The organism is Halotalea alkalilenta (genome assembly GCF_001648175.1).
GTDB lineage: Bacteria > Pseudomonadota > Gammaproteobacteria > Pseudomonadales > Halomonadaceae > Halotalea > Halotalea alkalilenta_A.
Window position 1 is genome coordinate 2,307,685 of sequence record NZ_CP015243.1, and the last position, 16,327, is coordinate 2,324,011.

Consider the following 16,327-nt stretch of genomic DNA (forward strand, 5'->3'; position numbering starts at 1 on the left):
ATGGCCGCCTCGTGCGTGCGGCCATGCAGCGATCCGTGATGGATCAGCGAGGAGAATATGCTCAAGGTAGGTTTCGTTGGTTGGCGTGGCATGGTCGGTTCGGTGCTGATGCAGCGGATGGGGGAGGAGAACGATTTCGCCGGTATCGAGCCGACGTTCTTCTCTACCTCCCAGGCGGGCCGCCCGGGTCCCGACATCGGTGTCGCGGTGCCTCCGTTGGAGGATGCCTTCGACATCGAGGCGCTCAAGTCCCTCGATGTGATCGTCACCTGCCAGGGCGGCGACTATACCAAGGAGATCTATCCCCGGCTGCGCCAGGCGGGCTTCGACGGCTACTGGATCGACGCGGCCAGCACCCTGCGCATGGATGATCGCGCGGTGATCGTGCTCGACCCGGTCAATCGGCAGGTGATCGACGAGAGTCTCGACCGCGGGGTCAAGACCTACGTCGGTGGCAACTGCACGGTGAGCCTTGCGTTGATGGGGCTCGGCGGGCTGTTCGAGGCGGGCTTGGTCGAGTGGATGACCTCGATGACCTACCAGGCCGCCTCCGGCGCCGGCGCCCAGAACATGCGCGAGCTGCTGGCCCAGATGCAGGGGCTCAGCGGCGCGGTGGCGGGGGAGCTTGCCGACCCGGCCAGCGCGATCCTCGACATCGATCGCAAGGTCACCGCGGCGATGCGCGACGGCTCGCTGCCAACCGAGCGCTTCGGCGCGCCGCTCGCAGGCTCGCTGCTGCCGTGGATCGACAGCCGGCTGGACAATGGCCAGAGCAAGGAGGAGTGGAAGGGCGGCGTCGAGACCAACAAGATCCTCGGTCTTGCCCAAGGCACCATTCCGGTCGACGGCCTCTGCGTGCGGATCGGTGCGATGCGCTGCCATGCCCAGGCGTTCACCATCAAGCTCAAGGCCGACGTGCCGCTCGACGAGATCGAAGCGCGGATCGGCGAGCACAACCAATGGGTCAGCGTGGTGCCCAACGACAAGCCGGAGACCCTGGCCCAGCTCACCCCGGCCGCGGTCACCGGTACTCTCCAGGTCCCGGTGGGGCGGCTGCGCAAGCTGGCGATGGGCGCAGAGTACCTCTGCGCCTTCTCGGTGGGTGACCAACTGCTGTGGGGGGCCGCGGAGCCGCTGCGGCGGATGCTCACGATCCTGCGCGAGCGTTGATGGCGGATGGGGCATAGGCGATAATCCCAAGGACCAGGCGGTGCGTTCGATTCCCCGGCGCGCCATCGAAGCAAGGGCAGGCCATGGCCTGCCCTTGCGCTTTTCCCCACCGAGCGCCTGGCGCTCGCCTGAGCCGAGTCCACCGTACCGATGTCGCTGTTTGCCCCGCTCGATGAATCCTCGCCCTTGACCGGGCGCATCGCCCTCGGGATCGAATACGAAGGCAGCGCCTACTATGGCTGGCAGCGCCTGCGCCACGGTCCTTCGGTGCAGCAGACGCTGGAGGAGGCGCTGGCGCGGGTCGCCCGCGCGCCCGTCGAGCTGGTGGTGAGTGGACGCACCGACACCGGCGTCCATGCCAGCCGCCAGATCGCCCACTTCGATGCGCCGTCGCCGCGCAGCCAGAAGGCCTGGGTGATGGGAGCCAATGCCAACCTGCCACGCGACGTGCGCGTGCACTGGGCGGTGTCGGTGGCCGATGATTTCCATGCGCGCGCCAGCGCCATCGCCCGGCGCTATCGCTACCTGATCTACAATGCCGCCAGCGCCCCGGCGCTGGGCAGCCGACAGCTCACCTGGCACCGCACCCCGCTCGACGAGCGGCGGATGCACGCCGCGGCCCAGGTCTTGGTCGGCGAACACGACTTCTCCGCCTTCCGCGCTGCCAAGTGCCAGTCGAGCACGCCCTGGCGCCACCTCCACTTCATCGAGGTGCGCCGTTTCGGCCCGCTGGTGATGATCGACGTCCAGGCCAATGCGTTCCTGCATCACATGATCCGCAACATCGCCGGGACCTTGCTCGCGATCGGCGACGGCCGGCGGCCGGTGGAGTGGTGCGCCGAGCTGCTCGCCGATGGCGTGCGCGCGGTGGCCGGCGCGACCGCGCCGGCCCAGGGGCTACACTTCATCGATGCCAGGTACGCGGCGATCGAGTGGCTGCCGCGTACGCCGCTGGGGCCGCTGCCGCTGGCCTTTCTCGGCGAGTGGAGCGGCGAGCGGGAGGTGCCGATCGGTGAGTATCTGCGCCGGATTCGCAAGCGTCGCGCGGTCGCCGCCCGCCCATGTACCCAGACGGAGGGCCTCGACGAATGAGGACCAGGATCAAGTTCTGCGGGCTGACCCGCGAAGATGACGTCGATGCGGCGGTCGAGGCGGGTGCCGATGCGTTGGGCTTCGTGCTCTGGCCCGGCAGCAAGCGCGCGGTGACCCTCGAGCGGCTCGAGGCGCTGAGCGCCAGGGTGCCGCCCTTCGTCGCCCGGGTGGGGCTGTTCGTCGATCAGGATGCCGAAGTCATCGCGGCGGCCGCGCCCTGTCTCGACCTGCTCCAGTTCCATGGCGACGAGCCGCCGCAGGCATGCGCCGGATTCGGCACCCCCTGGCTCAAGGCGCTGCGGATGCGCGAGGGGCTCGATCTCGACGCCGCGGCGCAGCGCTACGCCGGTGCCCGCGGGCTGCTGCTCGACGCCTGGCGTCCCGGCGTTCCCGGTGGCACCGGTGAGACCTTCGACTGGGCGCGGATTCCCGCGTGGCTCGCTTCGCGCATCGTGCTCGCCGGCGGGCTCGACGCTGGCAACGTGGCCGAGGCGATTACCCGGGTGCGCCCCTATGCGGTCGATGTCTCCGGTGGCATCGAGGCTGCGCCCGGGCGCAAGGATCACGAGCGGATGGCGGCCTTCGCCGCCGCGGTGCGGATGGCCGATCGCTCAGACTGAAGCTCGTTCGCTACCACTTTATGCCGCTGCACCGTTACAATGACGCCCTCGGAGCCATTGCCTCCGACCCTTTTTCCACCCCCGCGTCGCGGGGCTGAACACGCTTTAGGGATACCCTGAGTTCATGAGCTGGCTGGATAAAATCGTACCGTCGATGGGCCGCACCCGCCGTGCCGATCGGCGCAACAGTATTCCCGACGGTCTATGGCACAAGTGCCCGAAATGCGAGGCGGTGCTCTATCGACCGGAACTCGAGCGCCACGACAACGTCTGTCCCAAATGCGATCACCATCTGCGCATGGGAGCGCGCAAGCGCCTCAACTGGTTTCTCGACGAAGAGGGCCGGGAGGAGCTGCTCGAGGATCTGATGCCGGTCGACCGGCTCAAGTTCCGCGACTCCAAGCGCTACAAGGATCGTCTCGCGGCGGCGCAGAAGGATACCGGCGAAAACGATGCGCTGATCAGCATGCGCGGTCGACTCAACGGCCTCGAGGTGGTGGTGGTGGCGTTCGAGTTCGGCTTCATGGGCGGCTCGATGGGCAGCGTGGTCGGTGAGAAGTTCGCCCGCGCCGCGGAGCTCGCCCTCGAACAGCGCATTCCGCTCGTCTGTTTCTCCGCCAGCGGCGGGGCGAGGATGCAGGAGGCGCTGTTCTCGCTGATGCAGATGGCCAAGACTTCCGCGGCGCTCGAGAGGCTGCGCGAGAACGGCATCCCTTACGTCTCGGTGCTCACCGACCCGGTATTCGGTGGGGTTTCCGCCTCGCTGGCGATGCTCGGTGACATCAACGTCGCCGAGCCCAACGCGCTGATCGGCTTCGCCGGCCCCCGGGTGATCGAGCAGACCGTGCGCGAGAAGCTTCCCGAAGGCTTCCAGCGCAGTGAGTTCCTGCTCGAGCATGGCACCGTCGACATGATCATCCACCGTTCGCAGCTCAAGGAATCGCTGGGGCGGATGTTGCGCAAGCTGGTCGCGGCGCCGGTCGCGCCGCCGCTCGAGCGGGCCCCAGTGGACGCCGACGCGGACTGGCCTTCCGACGTCGAGCCTTGATCGTGACTTGCGCCCGCGCCACCCGTAGTCGTCATTCGTCGAGAGGCATCGCCTGATGTCGGTCAACCATGGCGAAGCGCTCGAGCATTGGCTCGAGCGCCTCGCTCGCCAGCATCCGCTGACCATCGATCTCGGCCTCGAGCGAGTGGCTGGGGTCGCGGCCCGCCTCGGCCTGCTCGAGGTACCGCTGGCACCCCGGGTGATCACCGTCGCCGGCACCAACGGCAAGGGTTCGACCGTGGCGATGATCGAGTCCTGCGCGCGGGCCCACGGGCTGAGCTGTGTGAGCTACACCTCGCCTCACCTGCTGCGCTACAACGAGCGGGTGCGGGTCGACGGTCGCGAGATCGGCGATGAAGAGCTGATCACAGCCTTCGAGCGAATCGAGGCCGCCAGGCGCCAGGGTGACGAGATCAGCCTCAGCTACTTCGAGGTCGGCACGCTTGCCGCCGCCCTGGTGGTCAAGCAACGTGCGCCGGATATCGCCGTGCTCGAGGTCGGTCTCGGCGGCCGACTCGACGCGGTCAATCTGTTCGACGCCGACGTCGCCGTCGTCACCACCATCGCCCAGGATCATGCCGAGTATCTCGGCACCGATCTCGAGGTCATCGGCCGTGAGAAGGCCGGCATCATGCGCGCCGGCGCCTGTGCCGTGCTCGGCAGCCGCTCGATGCCGGTCTCCGTCGCGGCCCGCGCCGCAGCCGTCGGCGTCGCCCGCCTCGCCACCCTGGGAGAGACGTTCGACCATGCCCGCGACGCCGAGTCCGGCTGGCGCTGGCGCGGCGAGGATGCCAGCGGCGCTGCGCTCTCCTTCGCCCCGCTGCCGGACCCAGGACTGCCGCTCGACAATGCTGCGAGCGCTGTGCAGGCGCTGGTGCTCGCCGGCGTGCCTCTCGAACACGAGCGGCTGGTCGCCGGCTTCGCCGAAGTCCATCTGCCCGGCCGGCTGCAGCGGATCCAGCGCTGGTGGCTGGATGTCGCCCACAATCCCCATGCCGCACGCTATCTGGCCGAGCGGCTGCGTGAACGCGATCGGCACCAGCCACGCCAAGGCAGGCGGCTGGTGCTGTTGGCGATGCTTGGCGACAAGGATGCCGATGGGGTGATCGAGGCACTGATGCCGGTGGTGGATGGCTGGGTCTGTGCCGGTCTAGATGGCGAGCGGGGCCGTTCGGGCGCCGATCTGGTCGCAAGGATATCCGCCCAGGGCGGTGACGTGTTCGAGGTCGCCGAGGGGGTGGTGGAGGCGATCGAGTGGATCGAGGCCGATCCACAGTCCGCGGGGGACGAAGTGCTGGTATGTGGGTCGTTCTTCACCGTATCGAAGGCGCTCGAGTGGCTGCAGGAGCGTGTCTGAGCGCGCAGGCTTAAGGCAAGGAGTGTGCGGATGAAATATGGGATACGGGAAAGGATCATCGGCGGCATCATTCTGATCGCGCTGGCGGTGATCGTGGTGCCGATGTTCTTCGGCAGTCCGAGCGAGCGGGAGTCGGGGCCGGGACCGACGATGACGATCAACCAGCAGCCGATCGAGGTGCCACAGCGCGATATCGCGCCGCCGCAGTCCGAACTATCCTCCGCGCCCGACGACGGCTCCGATCCCTCAGCGGACGTCTCTCAATATGCCCAGCTGCTGCCGGAAGAAACCCCATCCGGCAATGGCGCGACGGTCGAGCCCGAGGCGGCGGCATCGGCCGGCGCGGCCCAGGAGCCCGCTCCTGCGGCCAACGCGCCCGCCGAGCCGACACCGATAACCCCGGTGCAGGCGCCCGAGCGTCCGGCACCCCCGCTGCAGCAGGCCGAGGCACCCGCGCCTCCCGCGGCCGCACCGTCCGCGCCAGCCCAGGCGCCCGAGCGTCCGGCGGCTGCGCCCCCCCAGCAGGCGCCCAGCCGCAGCGAGCCGAGCGCTTCGCAAGGCAGCGGGTCGCTCGCTTCCAGTGATCCGATCATGGCCGCCGCCAACCGTCATCGCGGTGACAGCGGTGCCAGCAGTCCATCCGCGGGCTCATCCTCCAGCGCCGCCGCGCCTTCGAGTGGCAACTGGTCGGTGCAGGCCGGCAGCTTCGGCCAGGGCGCCAATGCCGATCGCCTGGTCGAACAGCTGCGTGGCCTTGGCTTCGACGCCTACAAGATCTCTCGCGGTGCCAACAGCGTGGTGATGGTTGGCCCGTTCCAAAGTTCGGAAGCCGGCGAGAGTGCGCGCCAGCAGCTCCAGCAGCGCGCTAACATCAACGGCTTCGTGGTTCGCAATACCGGTAACGCTGGATGAGTCTGACCTGGCTCGACTGGGTCTTCATCGCGATCCTGGCACTTTGCGTGCTGCTGGGCGCGATGCGCGGCCTGATCCGCGAGGGCCTGGGGCTGGTGGTGTGGATCGTTGCGCTGCTGACTGCGCGAGCCTTCTGCATCCAGGTGGGTGAGCTGTTCGTCGACTACATCGATAATCCGAGCGTGCGTGTGGTGGTCGGTTTCGTGCTGGTCACCTTCGTGGTGGTGATTCTTGGCGGCCTCTGCATTCGATTGCTCAACGCGATGGTCGAATGGGTCGGAATGGGCAGTTTCAACCGCGTGCTCGGGGCGTTGTTCGGCGCGGCCAAGGGCAGTGCGGTGCTGGCGCTGATCGGCGTGGTGATCCCGCTCACGCCGTTCGCCCAGATGGAGGCCTGGCAGGGGTCGCAGCTGCGTCCGATGGTGGCGAGTCTGCAACAGGTGATCGTCGATCAGTACCAGCGGCTCCAGGAGCGTCAGTCCCCGCTCGAAGAGCTGCGCCAAGATCGGAGCGTTCCGGTCACATGAGGTTCAACTAACGAGGTGGAAACGCGATGTGCGGTATCGTAGGCCTGATGGCCAACTCGATGGTCAACCAGGCGCTGTATGACGCGCTGACGGTCCTGCAGCACCGTGGACAGGACGCTGCAGGGATGATGACCCTCGACCAGGGTCGCTTCCTGCTGCGCAAGAGCAACGGACTGGTGCGTGACGTGTTCCGCACCCGTCACATGAAGCGTTTGCAGGGCAACGTCGGCATCGGCCACGTTCGCTATCCCACGGCGGGCTCCTCCTCCGAAGCCGAATCGCAGCCGTTCTACGTCAACTCGCCCTACGGCATCTCGCTGGTGCACAACGGCAACCTGACCAACTCCGAGCAGCTGCAGCAGGAGCTGTTCAGTACCGACCTGCGCCATATCAACACCAGTTCCGACTCCGAGGTGCTGGTCAACGTCTTCGCCCACGAGCTTGGCAAGCAAGGCCACGACCTCGGCCCCGACGACGTGTTCGACGCGGTGCGCCGGGTGCACAGGCGCTGCAAGGGCGGGTACGCGGCGCTCGCGATCATCAACGGCCTTGGCATGGTGGCGTTCCGCGACCCCAACGGCATCCGCCCGATCGTGTTCGGCAAGCGCGATACCGACCAGGGGCCGGAGTTCATGATCGCCTCCGAATCGGTGGCGCTGGACGTCGCCGGCTTCGAGCTGATCCGCGACATCGGGCCGGGCGAGGCGGTGTTCATCGACCTCGAGCGCAACCTCTTCACCCGTGAGTGCTACGAGGCGCCGCGCTTCACGCCGTGCATCTTCGAGTACGTCTATCTCGCCCGCCCCGATTCCGTCCTCGATGGCGCCAGCGTCTATCGCACCCGGATGCGGATGGGGCTCAAGCTCGCCGAGAAGATCAGGCGTGAGTGGGTCGATCATGACATCGACGTGGTGATACCGATCCCGGACACCAGCCGTACCGCGGCGCTGGAGCTTGCCCAGCATCTCGGTGTGACCTACCGCGAAGGATTCATCAAGAACCGCTATATCGGCCGTACCTTCATCATGCCGGGTCAGACCATGCGCGAGAAGTCGGTGCGCCAGAAGCTCAACACCGCCGACATCGAGTTCCAGGGCAAGAACGTGCTGCTGGTCGACGACTCGATCGTGCGTGGTACCACCTGCAACGAGATCATCCAGATGGCCCGCGAGGCGGGGGCGAACAAGGTCTACTTCGCTTCGGCCGCACCCGCGGTCCGCTATCCCAACGTCTATGGGATCGATATGCCGGTGGCGATGGAGCTGATCGGCCATGGCCGCACCGATCAGGAGGTCGGCGAGTTGATCGGCGCCGACCGGCTGATCTATCAGGACCTCGATGATCTCAAGGCGGCCTGCCGGGAGGTCAATCCCAGGCTCACCGAGTTCGACTGCTCGGTGTTCGACGGCCGCTACGTGACTGGCGACATCGACGCCGACTATCTGGCCAACCTCGAGCTTTCGCGCAGCGACGCCGCCAAGAGCCGCCAGGAGAGCGGGGCGGTGATCGAGCTGCACAACGACATCGACGGCGACGAATGAATCCGAGCGGCGCCCGAGGGCGCCGCGTGGTCTAAGGAGAACGATGATGAGCGAGCAGGACCTGGACCCCGAGGAGTTCGCGCTCGATACCTTGGGTATCCGCGCGGGTCACCAGCGCACTTTCGAACAAGAGCACGCCGAGCCGATCTTTCCGACCTCGAGCTTCGTCTACGCAAGCGCCGCCGAGGCCGCGCGCAAGTTCTCCGGCGAGGAGCCGGGCAACGTCTACTCCCGCTTCACCAATCCGACGGTGCAGACCTTCGAGCGCCGCCTGGCCGCGCTCGAGGGCGCCAAGCGTGCGGTGGCGACCAGCTCCGGCATGGCGGCGATCCTCTGCACTGGGCTCGCGCTGCTCGAGGCTGGCGACGAGATCGTCGCTTCGCGCTCGCTGTTCGGCTCGTCGGTCAGCCTGCTGGCCAAGTACTTCGGCAAGTTCGGTGTCACCACTCGCTTCGTCGAACTCTCCGATCTCGATGCCTGGGAAAGCGCGATCAGCGAAAAGACCAAGCTGCTGTTCGCCGAGACGCCGTCCAATCCGCTTTCCGAACTGGTCGATATCGCAGGCCTTGCCGAGATCGCTCATCGTCACGGCGCGCGGCTGGTGATCGACAACTGCTTCTGCACCCCCGCGCTGCAGCGCCCGCTCGAGCTCGGTGCCGACCTGGTGGTGCACTCGGCGACCAAGTATCTCGATGGACAGGGCAGGGCGATCGGCGGTGCGGTGGTCGGCAACGACGAGCAAGCGTTGGAAGAGATCTTCGGGGTGGTGCGCACCTGCGGACCCTGCATGAGTCCGTTCAATGCCTGGATCTTCCTCAAGGGGCTCGAGACCCTTGGCCTGAGGATGCGTGCTCACTGCGACGCCGCGCTCAGGCTCGCCCGCTGGCTCGAAGCCCAGCCGGCGGTGACCCGGGTCTACTACAGCGGGCTCGAATCGCATCCCCAGCACGAGCTGGCCAAGCGCCAGCAGCGTGGCTTCGGTGCGGTGCTCGGTGTCGAGCTCGCCGGCGGGCAGCCGGCGGCGTGGCAGGTCATCGACTCGACCCGGATGATCTCGATCACCGGCAACCTCGGTGACGTCAAGACCACGATCACCCATCCGGCGACCACCACCCACGGCAAGCTCAGCGACGAGCAGAAGGCCGCTGCCGGGATCACCCCGGGGCTGCTGCGGATCGCGGTCGGCCTCGAGGCGATCGAGGACATCCAGCGGGATCTCGCCCGTGGCCTCGATGCGCTGGCTCGTTGACGCGCGCAAGCGATGAGTTGAAGTCCAGCGGGCCGCCTCAGGGCGGCCCGCTGCGTTTCTGACTTCGGGCTCGCCTGCGCGGGTCATCCAGGTGGCGCTGGGTCACAGCGGGGTGTTCTCGCCGATCGGTGTATGACTCGGTGCGAGCCTCGGCGGCTGGTCATCGACGAATCCGTACATGTCGGCGAAGCCTGGTATGTCGCGCTCCCACAGCGGGGGATGGCCGCCGATCATCGATTGCAGGCAGTCGATGAAGCCGCGGGTCTTCTGGGCCAGGAACTGGCGATGGGGATAGACCACGTGCAGATCCGCCCACGGCAGCAGCTTGAGCGTCGGCAGCAGCGGCACCAGGCGCTCCTGGTGGATCGCCTCGCTCGCGCTGAAGGCGGGAACGACACCGAAGCAGAGCCCGTCGAGTATCGCCCCGAGCAGCATTTCCGGGTCATTGGCCATGTAGCGTGACTTGATGCTCGCCTTCTCGACCACGCCGCTGGCGGTGATGTAGTTGACCCGGTCGAGGATCATTCCGTCGCGGGCGTAGATCACCGCCGGGCACTTGATCAGTTCGTCGAGGGTCGAAGGCATCCCATAGCGCTCGATGAAGGCCGGCGCCGCGACCAGGACCGGGCGATTGCGGGCCAGGGGGCGGGCGATCAGCGAAGAATCGCGCAGCTGGGTGATGCGGATGGCGAGATCGTAGCCGCCTCCGATCAGATCGATGATCTGGTCCTCGAGACGCAGATCGATATGCATCTGCGGGTATTGGCGCAGGTACTGGCGCAGCACCTTGGGCAGGAAGTGGCGGCCGAAATTGCTCGGTACCGAGATCTTCAACGTGCCGAGCGGCTCATGCTGGCTCAGCTGGGCGAGCTCCTCGACGCTTTCCATCGCCTCGCGCATGCGCAGCGCGTGGGGGTAGATGGCGTTGCCTAGCCCGGTAAGCGATACGCTGCGGGTGGATCGGTTGAACAGCCTGACCTGCAGCTCCTCCTCCAGCTGGCCGATCTGCTTCGAAATCACCGAGCGGTTGACGTTGCGGTGATCCGCCGCGCGGCTGAAGCTGCCGGCCTCGACTACGTCGGCGAAGAGCAGCAGCCGGGATGCCTTGTCCATTGATTTTCGAACTCCTTGCGATGCTTCTCGACCCTCCGACGTGAGCGAAGAAGCTCGGCGTAGATGATCGTCTCGTTGTGGTTGGTGATTTTAGGATAGAGCTCCGAGGACTGGGGGAAATAAAGCAACATGGCTGGAAATGAGGGGCGATAAAGGAAAATATCGCTGGATGGCTGACTCTATACTCTGCCAGTTCGCAAACATCGCCCCCCTGGGCTTCCCGCAGGTCACAATCAACAAGGGACCAGCATGCACGTACTCGTTCTCGGCAGTGGCGTCATCGGCGTCACTAGCGCCTACTATCTCGCGCGCCTTGGGCATCAGGTTACCGTGGTCGACCGCCAGCCCGCTCCGGCGCTGGAAACCAGCTTCGGCAACGCAGGCCAGGCGTCGTTCGCGATGTCCTCGCCGTGGGGCGCGCCTGGTATTCCAGCCAAGGCGGCGAAATGGCTGCTGCAGCGCCATGCGCCGCTGAAGATCCAGCCGAGTCTCGACCCCGCGATGCTGCGTTTCATGATCCGCATGTATGCCAACTGTACCCCGGAACGCTACGCGATCAACAAAGAACGCATGCTGCGGGTGGCGGAGCACAGCCGTATCTGCCTCGATGAGATTCGAAGCGCCACCGGCATCGACTACGAAGGGCGCCAGCGCGGTTTGCTGCAGCTGTTCAGAGACGATGCGCAAGTCGAGGCCGCGGCCAAGGACATGCGGGTGCTCGAGGAGTGCGGCCTTCGTCACCGCTTGCTGTCCGAGGCGCAGTGCGTCGAAGTCGAACCAGCGCTGGCCCGGGTGCCCGGCAAGTTCCGTGCCGGCCTGCACATGCCCGACGACCAGACCGGCGACTGCTATCTGTTCACCACGCGGCTGGCCGAATACTGCGTTGAGCGCTATGGCGTGGAGTTCCGCTTCGGTGTCGCGGTGCGCGGTCTCGAGCGCGATGGCGATCGGATCGGCGGCGTAATCACCGATCAGGGGCGGCTGAGCGCCGATGCCTACGTGCTGGCGCTCGGCAGCTATTCACCGCTGGTGGCCAAGAGCGTCGATATCCAGCTGCCGATCTATCCGGTCAAGGGCTATAGCCTCACTTTGCCGGTCACCGACGAGCAGGGCGCACCGCAGTCGACGGTGATGGACGAGCGCTTCAAGGTGGCGATTACCCGCTTCAACGATCGTATCCGCGTCGGTGGTACCGCCGAGCTCGCGGCCTTCGATCTTGGCCTGCCGGCTAAGCGTCGTCAGACGCTTGAGATGGTGGTGGGGGATGTGTTCCCGAGCGGTGGGGACCTCGATCGGGCGACTTTCTGGAGCGGCCTGCGGCCGATGACGCCCGACTCCACGCCGTTGATCGGCGCGACGCCCTACGCCAACCTATGGCTCAACACCGGGCATGGCACGCTGGGTTGGACGATGAGCTGTGGCAGCGGCCATCTGCTCGCCGAGCTGGTCGAGGGGCGCGCGCCTTCGATCGATACCGCCGGGCTCGACCTGAGCCGCTATCGCGCGGCTTGATCGCGATCCTCGGATGAAACGACGCCCTCGCAGCGATGAGCTGCGAGGGCGTTCTTTCTTCGTCTGCCGCTCGGGCGGCCGGCGGAGTGAGTTACTGGCAAACCGCGGCGAAGGCGCGGGCGACGTAGTCGAGCTGCTCCCGGCGCAGCCCGGCGACGTTGGCCCGGCCCGAGCGCACCATGTAGATGGCGAACTCGTCGCGTAGCCGGTCGACCTGCTCGGGCGAGAGGCCGGTGTAGGAGAACATCCCTCGCTGGTGTGCGACGTGGGCGAAGCGTTCGCTCAGCCCGAACGGTGCCAGCGAGTCGACGAAGGCGCGGCGCAGGCCGTTGATCCGTTCGCGCATCTCGTCGACCTCGGCGACCCAGCGGCTGCGCAGCTCGGGATCACCGAGGATCTCGGCGACCACTGCGCCGCCGTGGGCCGGCGGGTTGGAGTAGTTCTCGCGCGCGGTGATCGCCGCCTGCGAGCGGACGTTCTCCATCTGCTCCTGGTTCTTGGCGATCAGGATGAAGCAGCCGGTACGCTCGCGATAGATGCCGAAGTTCTTCGAGCACGAACTGGTGATGATCATCTCGTCCAGCGACTCGGCGAGCAGGCGAGTGCCGAAGGCGTCCTCGTCGAGGCCGTCACCGAAGCCCTGGTAGGCGAAATCGACCAGCGGCAGCAGGCCGCGACGCTGGATCAGCGCCAGTACCTGGCGCCACTGATCATGATCGAGATCGAAGCCGCTCGGGTTGTGGCAGCAGGCGTGCAGCAGGACGACGTCGCCCTCGGGCGCCTGCTCGAGTGCCGAGATCATGCCTTCGAAGTCGAGCTGGTTATCGGCGCTGACGTAAGGGTAGCGATGCATGTCGAGCCCGGCGGCCTCGAAGATGCCGAGATGGTTCGGCCAGGTCGGGTCGGAGAGCCAGATGCTCTTGCCGGGCAGGTTGGCCTTGATGAAGTCCGCGGCAAGCCGCAGCGCGCCGGTGCCGCCGGGCGACTGGGTGGCGCTGGCGCGATGGGCGTCGAGTACCGGCGAGCGCTCACCGAGTACCAGCGACAGCACGGCATCGGTATAGCGGGGATCACCATGGGAGCCGATATAGCTCTTGGTACGCTCCTGCTCCAGCAGGCGTGCCTCGGCGAGCTTGACGCTCTCGAGCACCGGAGTGTCGCCGCGATCGTTGCGATAGACACCTACACCTAGATCGACCTTGACGGGATTGGTGTCTTGCCGGAACGCATCGATGAGACCGAGGATGGCGTCTCCAGGAACACGGGCGATCTGCTCGAACATGGTGGCTTGACTACCTCGTACTGGACCGCGTGCCGTAGGCGGCAGCGGGGGTGGTGGAATGTTGGGGCCATCACTATGCCACTGCGGCAAGGTGGCTTCCACCGGCAATCGGCAGGGAGGGTTGGGAGAGGGTTGGGAAAAAAACTTATCCTGCTTAGGTTTTTATTGAGCAGGATAAGCTTTATCATGGCTGAATGATCGACCTGGACCGTTTTTCCCAACGCCCGCTCGGCATGCGCCTGGCGATGCTGGTGCGCCACTGGCGCGCCGCCATCGATGAGCGCATGCAGCCGCTAGGGCTCACCCAGTCCCGCTGGGCACTGCTGTTCCAACTCGAGCACCTCGGCGATGGGGCGATCCAGTCGAGCCTGGCCGCGGCGCTCGGCATCGAACTGCCGTCGCTGATGCGCACCCTCGAGCAGCTCGAAGCCGAGGGGCTGATCATGCGCACGCGCAGCGCCGAGGATCGCCGCGCTCGCTGCGTCGCGCTCACCCAGCAGGGGCGCGAGCGGCTGAATGCCGCGCGCAGCGTCGAGGCCCGTGTGCAGCGCGAACTGCTCTCTGGGCTCGATGACGAAGAGCGTCGCCTGCTCGACCGACTGATTGAACACCTGACCATCAACCTCGCCGACCTCAGGCGCGATGATTGAGCCCGTAGCGGGTGATCGGGCCTGACGCCGTCAGCACCAGCATCGAAATCGACAACTGCAAGTACCGAGAAATAGTCCATGACCCCCGAGCAGCGCTTCAATCGCTGGGTGCAGACCGCACTGCTGGTCTTCACCGCAGCCTTTGTCTACTTCATCGTCGCCGATACCCATATGCCGATGACACCAGAATCGCGTTTGCTGCGTCCGGTGGTTCCGGTGGCACCGCAGGTGGGTGGACGCGTCAGCGAGGTGATGGTGCGTAACAACCAGCACGTGCGAAAGGGCGAGCCGCTGTTTCGCATCGATGATCGCAGCTATCGGCTGGCGGTGGTCGAAGCAGAGCTCGCGCTCGAGCAGGCCGAGCGCGAGAACAAGGAGCTCGACGCCCAGATCGCATCGGCCGAGGCGGATCTGCGTGCCACCCAGGTCGAAGCCGAAAACCAGGCCCGGGACCTGAAGCGCTACGAGGCACTCGCCGCCAGACAGAGTATCGCCGCCCAGGTTCGCGACCAGACGCTGGCCGCCTACCGCAGCGCCGAGGCCCAGGTGAGCGCTGCCCAGGCCAGGATCAGCGAGCTGCGGACCCAGCGTGGTGAGACCGGGGAAGACAACCTGCGTTTGCGCCAGGCGCGTAACTCGCTCGATCGCGCTCGCTTGGAGCTCGACTACACCGAGGTGCGTGCTGATCTCGACGGCGTGGTCAGCAATCTCCAGTTGAGCGCCGGCGACTATGTCGCGACCGGCTCGGCCGCGCTGGCGCTGGTTGGAGACCGCCCCGATCTGGTCGCCGACTTCCGCGAGAAGAGCCTGCGCTACGCCCACTCGGGCACCGCTGCCGCGGTGACCTTCGACGGCCTGCCCGGACAGGTCTTCGACGCCCGCGTCGAGGGTTACGATGCCGGTGTGCGCAATGGCCAGTTCCTCGCCGACGGCATGCTCGCCGACCCGATCGAATCCGATCGCTGGGTACGCGACGCCCAGCGCATGCGTGTCCACGTGGGCCTAGTGGATGTCCCCGAACGGGCGCTGCCGACCGGCGCACGGGCCACGGTGCAGCTCTATCCCGGCGACAACCCGCTGGCGCACCTGCTGGGCCGCGTCCAGATCCATCTGATCAGCCTGGTCCACTATGTCTACTGAGAGCGGCGTACGGGATGGCCGCCGCTACGTAGCCCGGCTGCGGTGGTCACGGATGTTCCCACTGGCCGATCATCCGCTCGGGCGCAACGATCTGCGCCAGTGCCTGCGCATCGCCACGGCGGCGACGCTGGGTTTCACCATCTGTAAGCTGTTCGACTGGAACTATGGCGTGTTCTTCACCGTCTATCCGGTGCTGCTGGTCGGATTGGTCCCCGTGTTCAACGCCCATGTCGCTCGCCAGTTCGTCGCCGCCGCGATGATCAATAGTGTCGAGGTGGGACTGATCGCAGGTTTCTTCAGCCACCTGCCATTGGTGATGACGCTGGTGGTGTTCGCGCTGTTCTTCGTTCGATTCAGGCTGATGAGCCGCGGCCTGCTGTTCTTGTTCGGCGCCTCGAGCCTGGTCAGCCTCAGCGTGATGTTCCACTTCGCCAGCTACGAGACCACCGACCTGCACGACATGCTGACCAGCAACGTGGTGGCGAGCTCGATGGCGGTGGTGCTGGCTGCGCTGGTGACCTATCTGTTTCCCGATGTCGAGCCGCGCAAGCCGCCGCCCCGAGTGCACAAGCCGGCCAACCGGATTCGCCACGAGACGCTGATCGGGACCATCGCAGCCACGCTCTCTTTCGTGGTCTTCCAGGTGCTGGATCTGGAGGACTCGCTCTCCGCCCAGGTCGCCTCGATCCTGATCCTGTTCCCGATGCACTATCGCGGGGTGATCATCGCCGCGCGCTGGCGGGCGATGGGGATCATCCTGGGCTGCTGCTTCGGTCTGGTCGTGCAGCTGGTGCTCTACGATTTTTCCGACCAGCTGCTGCTGGTGCTGCCGCTGCTCTGGGTGTGCCTGATGATCGGGGCGCGGATGCACGTGACCGAGAAGGTCGGGTCAGGGGTCGGTTTCGGTACCATGACGACCGTGGGCATTCTCTTCGGCCAGTATCTCGAACCCAACCAGGACCTGGTCTACAGCGATCTCTACCGGATCCTCTCGGTATGCGTGTCGCTGGTGGTGACCGTGACGGTGGTATTCATCTTGCACTTGCTGCTCAATCGGTTTCCCTCCACCCGGCTCGAGATCGACTGACACCCATCAGCGGCCCTAAGGCCGCTG

The 16,327-nt window shown here is 66.2% G+C and carries 15 protein-coding genes; 13 read left to right on the forward strand and 2 right to left on the reverse strand.

Translation table 11 applies throughout. The annotated features are described in order from the left end of the window. The first annotated feature begins 57 nt into the window (after positions 1-57). From asd to A5892_RS10295, 9 genes are all read left to right on the forward strand, one after another. Positions 58-1,170, forward strand: a complete 1,113-nt coding sequence (asd, locus tag A5892_RS10255) for an aspartate-semialdehyde dehydrogenase (RefSeq protein WP_064122720.1) — start codon at positions 58-60, stop codon at positions 1,168-1,170. A 150-nt stretch (positions 1,171-1,320) separates the two neighbouring features. Continuing rightward, positions 1,321-2,262, forward strand: coding sequence for a tRNA pseudouridine(38-40) synthase TruA (gene truA / locus A5892_RS10260; protein WP_064122721.1), 942 nt, complete (start codon positions 1,321-1,323; stop codon positions 2,260-2,262). Next, entirely contained in the window at positions 2,259-2,882 is a 624-nt protein-coding gene (locus A5892_RS10265; RefSeq protein WP_064122722.1) for a phosphoribosylanthranilate isomerase, read from the forward strand. Before truA ends, A5892_RS10265 begins: the two co-directional genes overlap by 4 nt. Before the next feature lie 124 nt (positions 2,883-3,006). Next, a complete protein-coding gene (gene accD / locus A5892_RS10270; protein ID WP_064122723.1) occupies positions 3,007-3,930 on the forward strand; it encodes an acetyl-CoA carboxylase, carboxyltransferase subunit beta in 924 nt (307 codons plus the stop codon). 55 nt (positions 3,931-3,985) lie between these two features. Then, positions 3,986-5,287 carry a bifunctional tetrahydrofolate synthase/dihydrofolate synthase gene (gene folC / locus A5892_RS10275; protein WP_064122724.1) on the forward strand — a complete coding sequence of 434 codons (1,302 nt, stop codon included), beginning with the start codon at positions 3,986-3,988 and terminating at the stop codon, positions 5,285-5,287. A gap of 30 nt (positions 5,288-5,317) precedes the next feature. Then, on the forward strand, positions 5,318-6,199 hold the full coding sequence (locus A5892_RS10280) for an SPOR domain-containing protein (RefSeq protein WP_064122725.1): 882 nt from the start codon (positions 5,318-5,320) through the stop codon (positions 6,197-6,199). Next, positions 6,196-6,726 (forward strand): CvpA family protein, encoded by a 531-nt coding sequence (locus A5892_RS10285; protein WP_064122726.1) that lies wholly within the window; start codon positions 6,196-6,198, stop codon positions 6,724-6,726. The genes A5892_RS10280 and A5892_RS10285 overlap by 4 nt, the downstream gene beginning before the upstream one ends. Before the next feature lie 26 nt (positions 6,727-6,752). Next, positions 6,753-8,267, forward strand: a complete 1,515-nt coding sequence (gene purF, locus A5892_RS10290) for an amidophosphoribosyltransferase (protein ID WP_064122727.1) — start codon at positions 6,753-6,755, stop codon at positions 8,265-8,267. 46 nt (positions 8,268-8,313) lie between these two features. Next, a complete protein-coding gene (locus A5892_RS10295) occupies positions 8,314-9,516 on the forward strand; it encodes an O-succinylhomoserine sulfhydrylase (RefSeq protein ID WP_064122728.1) in 1,203 nt (400 codons plus the stop codon). Between the two features lie 102 nt (positions 9,517-9,618). Here the strand turns inward: A5892_RS10295 and A5892_RS10300 are convergent, their stop codons facing one another. Then, on the reverse strand, positions 9,619-10,629 hold the full coding sequence (locus A5892_RS10300) for a LysR family transcriptional regulator (RefSeq protein ID WP_064122729.1): 1,011 nt from the start codon (positions 10,627-10,629) through the stop codon (positions 9,619-9,621). 186 nt (positions 10,630-10,815) lie between these two features. On the opposite strand from A5892_RS10300, the gene A5892_RS10305 reads away from it, so the two are divergent. Further along, on the forward strand, positions 10,816-12,141 hold the full coding sequence (locus tag A5892_RS10305; RefSeq protein ID WP_411431765.1) for a D-amino acid dehydrogenase: 1,326 nt from the start codon (positions 10,816-10,818) through the stop codon (positions 12,139-12,141). A 91-nt stretch (positions 12,142-12,232) separates the two neighbouring features. Here A5892_RS10305 and A5892_RS10310 read toward each other — a convergent pair whose 3' ends face one another. Then, positions 12,233-13,423 carry an amino acid aminotransferase gene (locus A5892_RS10310; RefSeq protein WP_064122731.1) on the reverse strand — a complete coding sequence of 397 codons (1,191 nt, stop codon included), beginning with the start codon at positions 13,421-13,423 and terminating at the stop codon, positions 12,233-12,235. Between the two features lie 194 nt (positions 13,424-13,617). Between A5892_RS10310 and slyA the strand changes: the two genes are divergently transcribed. The 3 genes from slyA to A5892_RS10325 all read left to right on the forward strand — a co-directional run bounded on the left by slyA (position 13,618) and on the right by A5892_RS10325 (position 16,300). Continuing rightward, on the forward strand, positions 13,618-14,073 hold the full coding sequence (slyA, locus tag A5892_RS10315) for a transcriptional regulator SlyA (protein WP_064122732.1): 456 nt from the start codon (positions 13,618-13,620) through the stop codon (positions 14,071-14,073). A 78-nt stretch (positions 14,074-14,151) separates the two neighbouring features. Continuing rightward, the gene (locus A5892_RS10320; protein WP_064122733.1) at positions 14,152-15,213 is read left to right on the forward strand and encodes an HlyD family secretion protein; all 1,062 of its coding nucleotides are present in this window, start codon (positions 14,152-14,154) and stop codon (positions 15,211-15,213) included. Positions 15,214-15,265: 52 nt separating this feature from the next. Then, positions 15,266-16,300: a DUF2955 domain-containing protein gene (locus tag A5892_RS10325; RefSeq protein ID WP_064122734.1), complete on the forward strand. Its 1,035-nt coding sequence runs from the start codon at positions 15,266-15,268 to the stop codon at positions 16,298-16,300. The last annotated feature ends 27 nt before the right edge of the window (positions 16,301-16,327 follow it).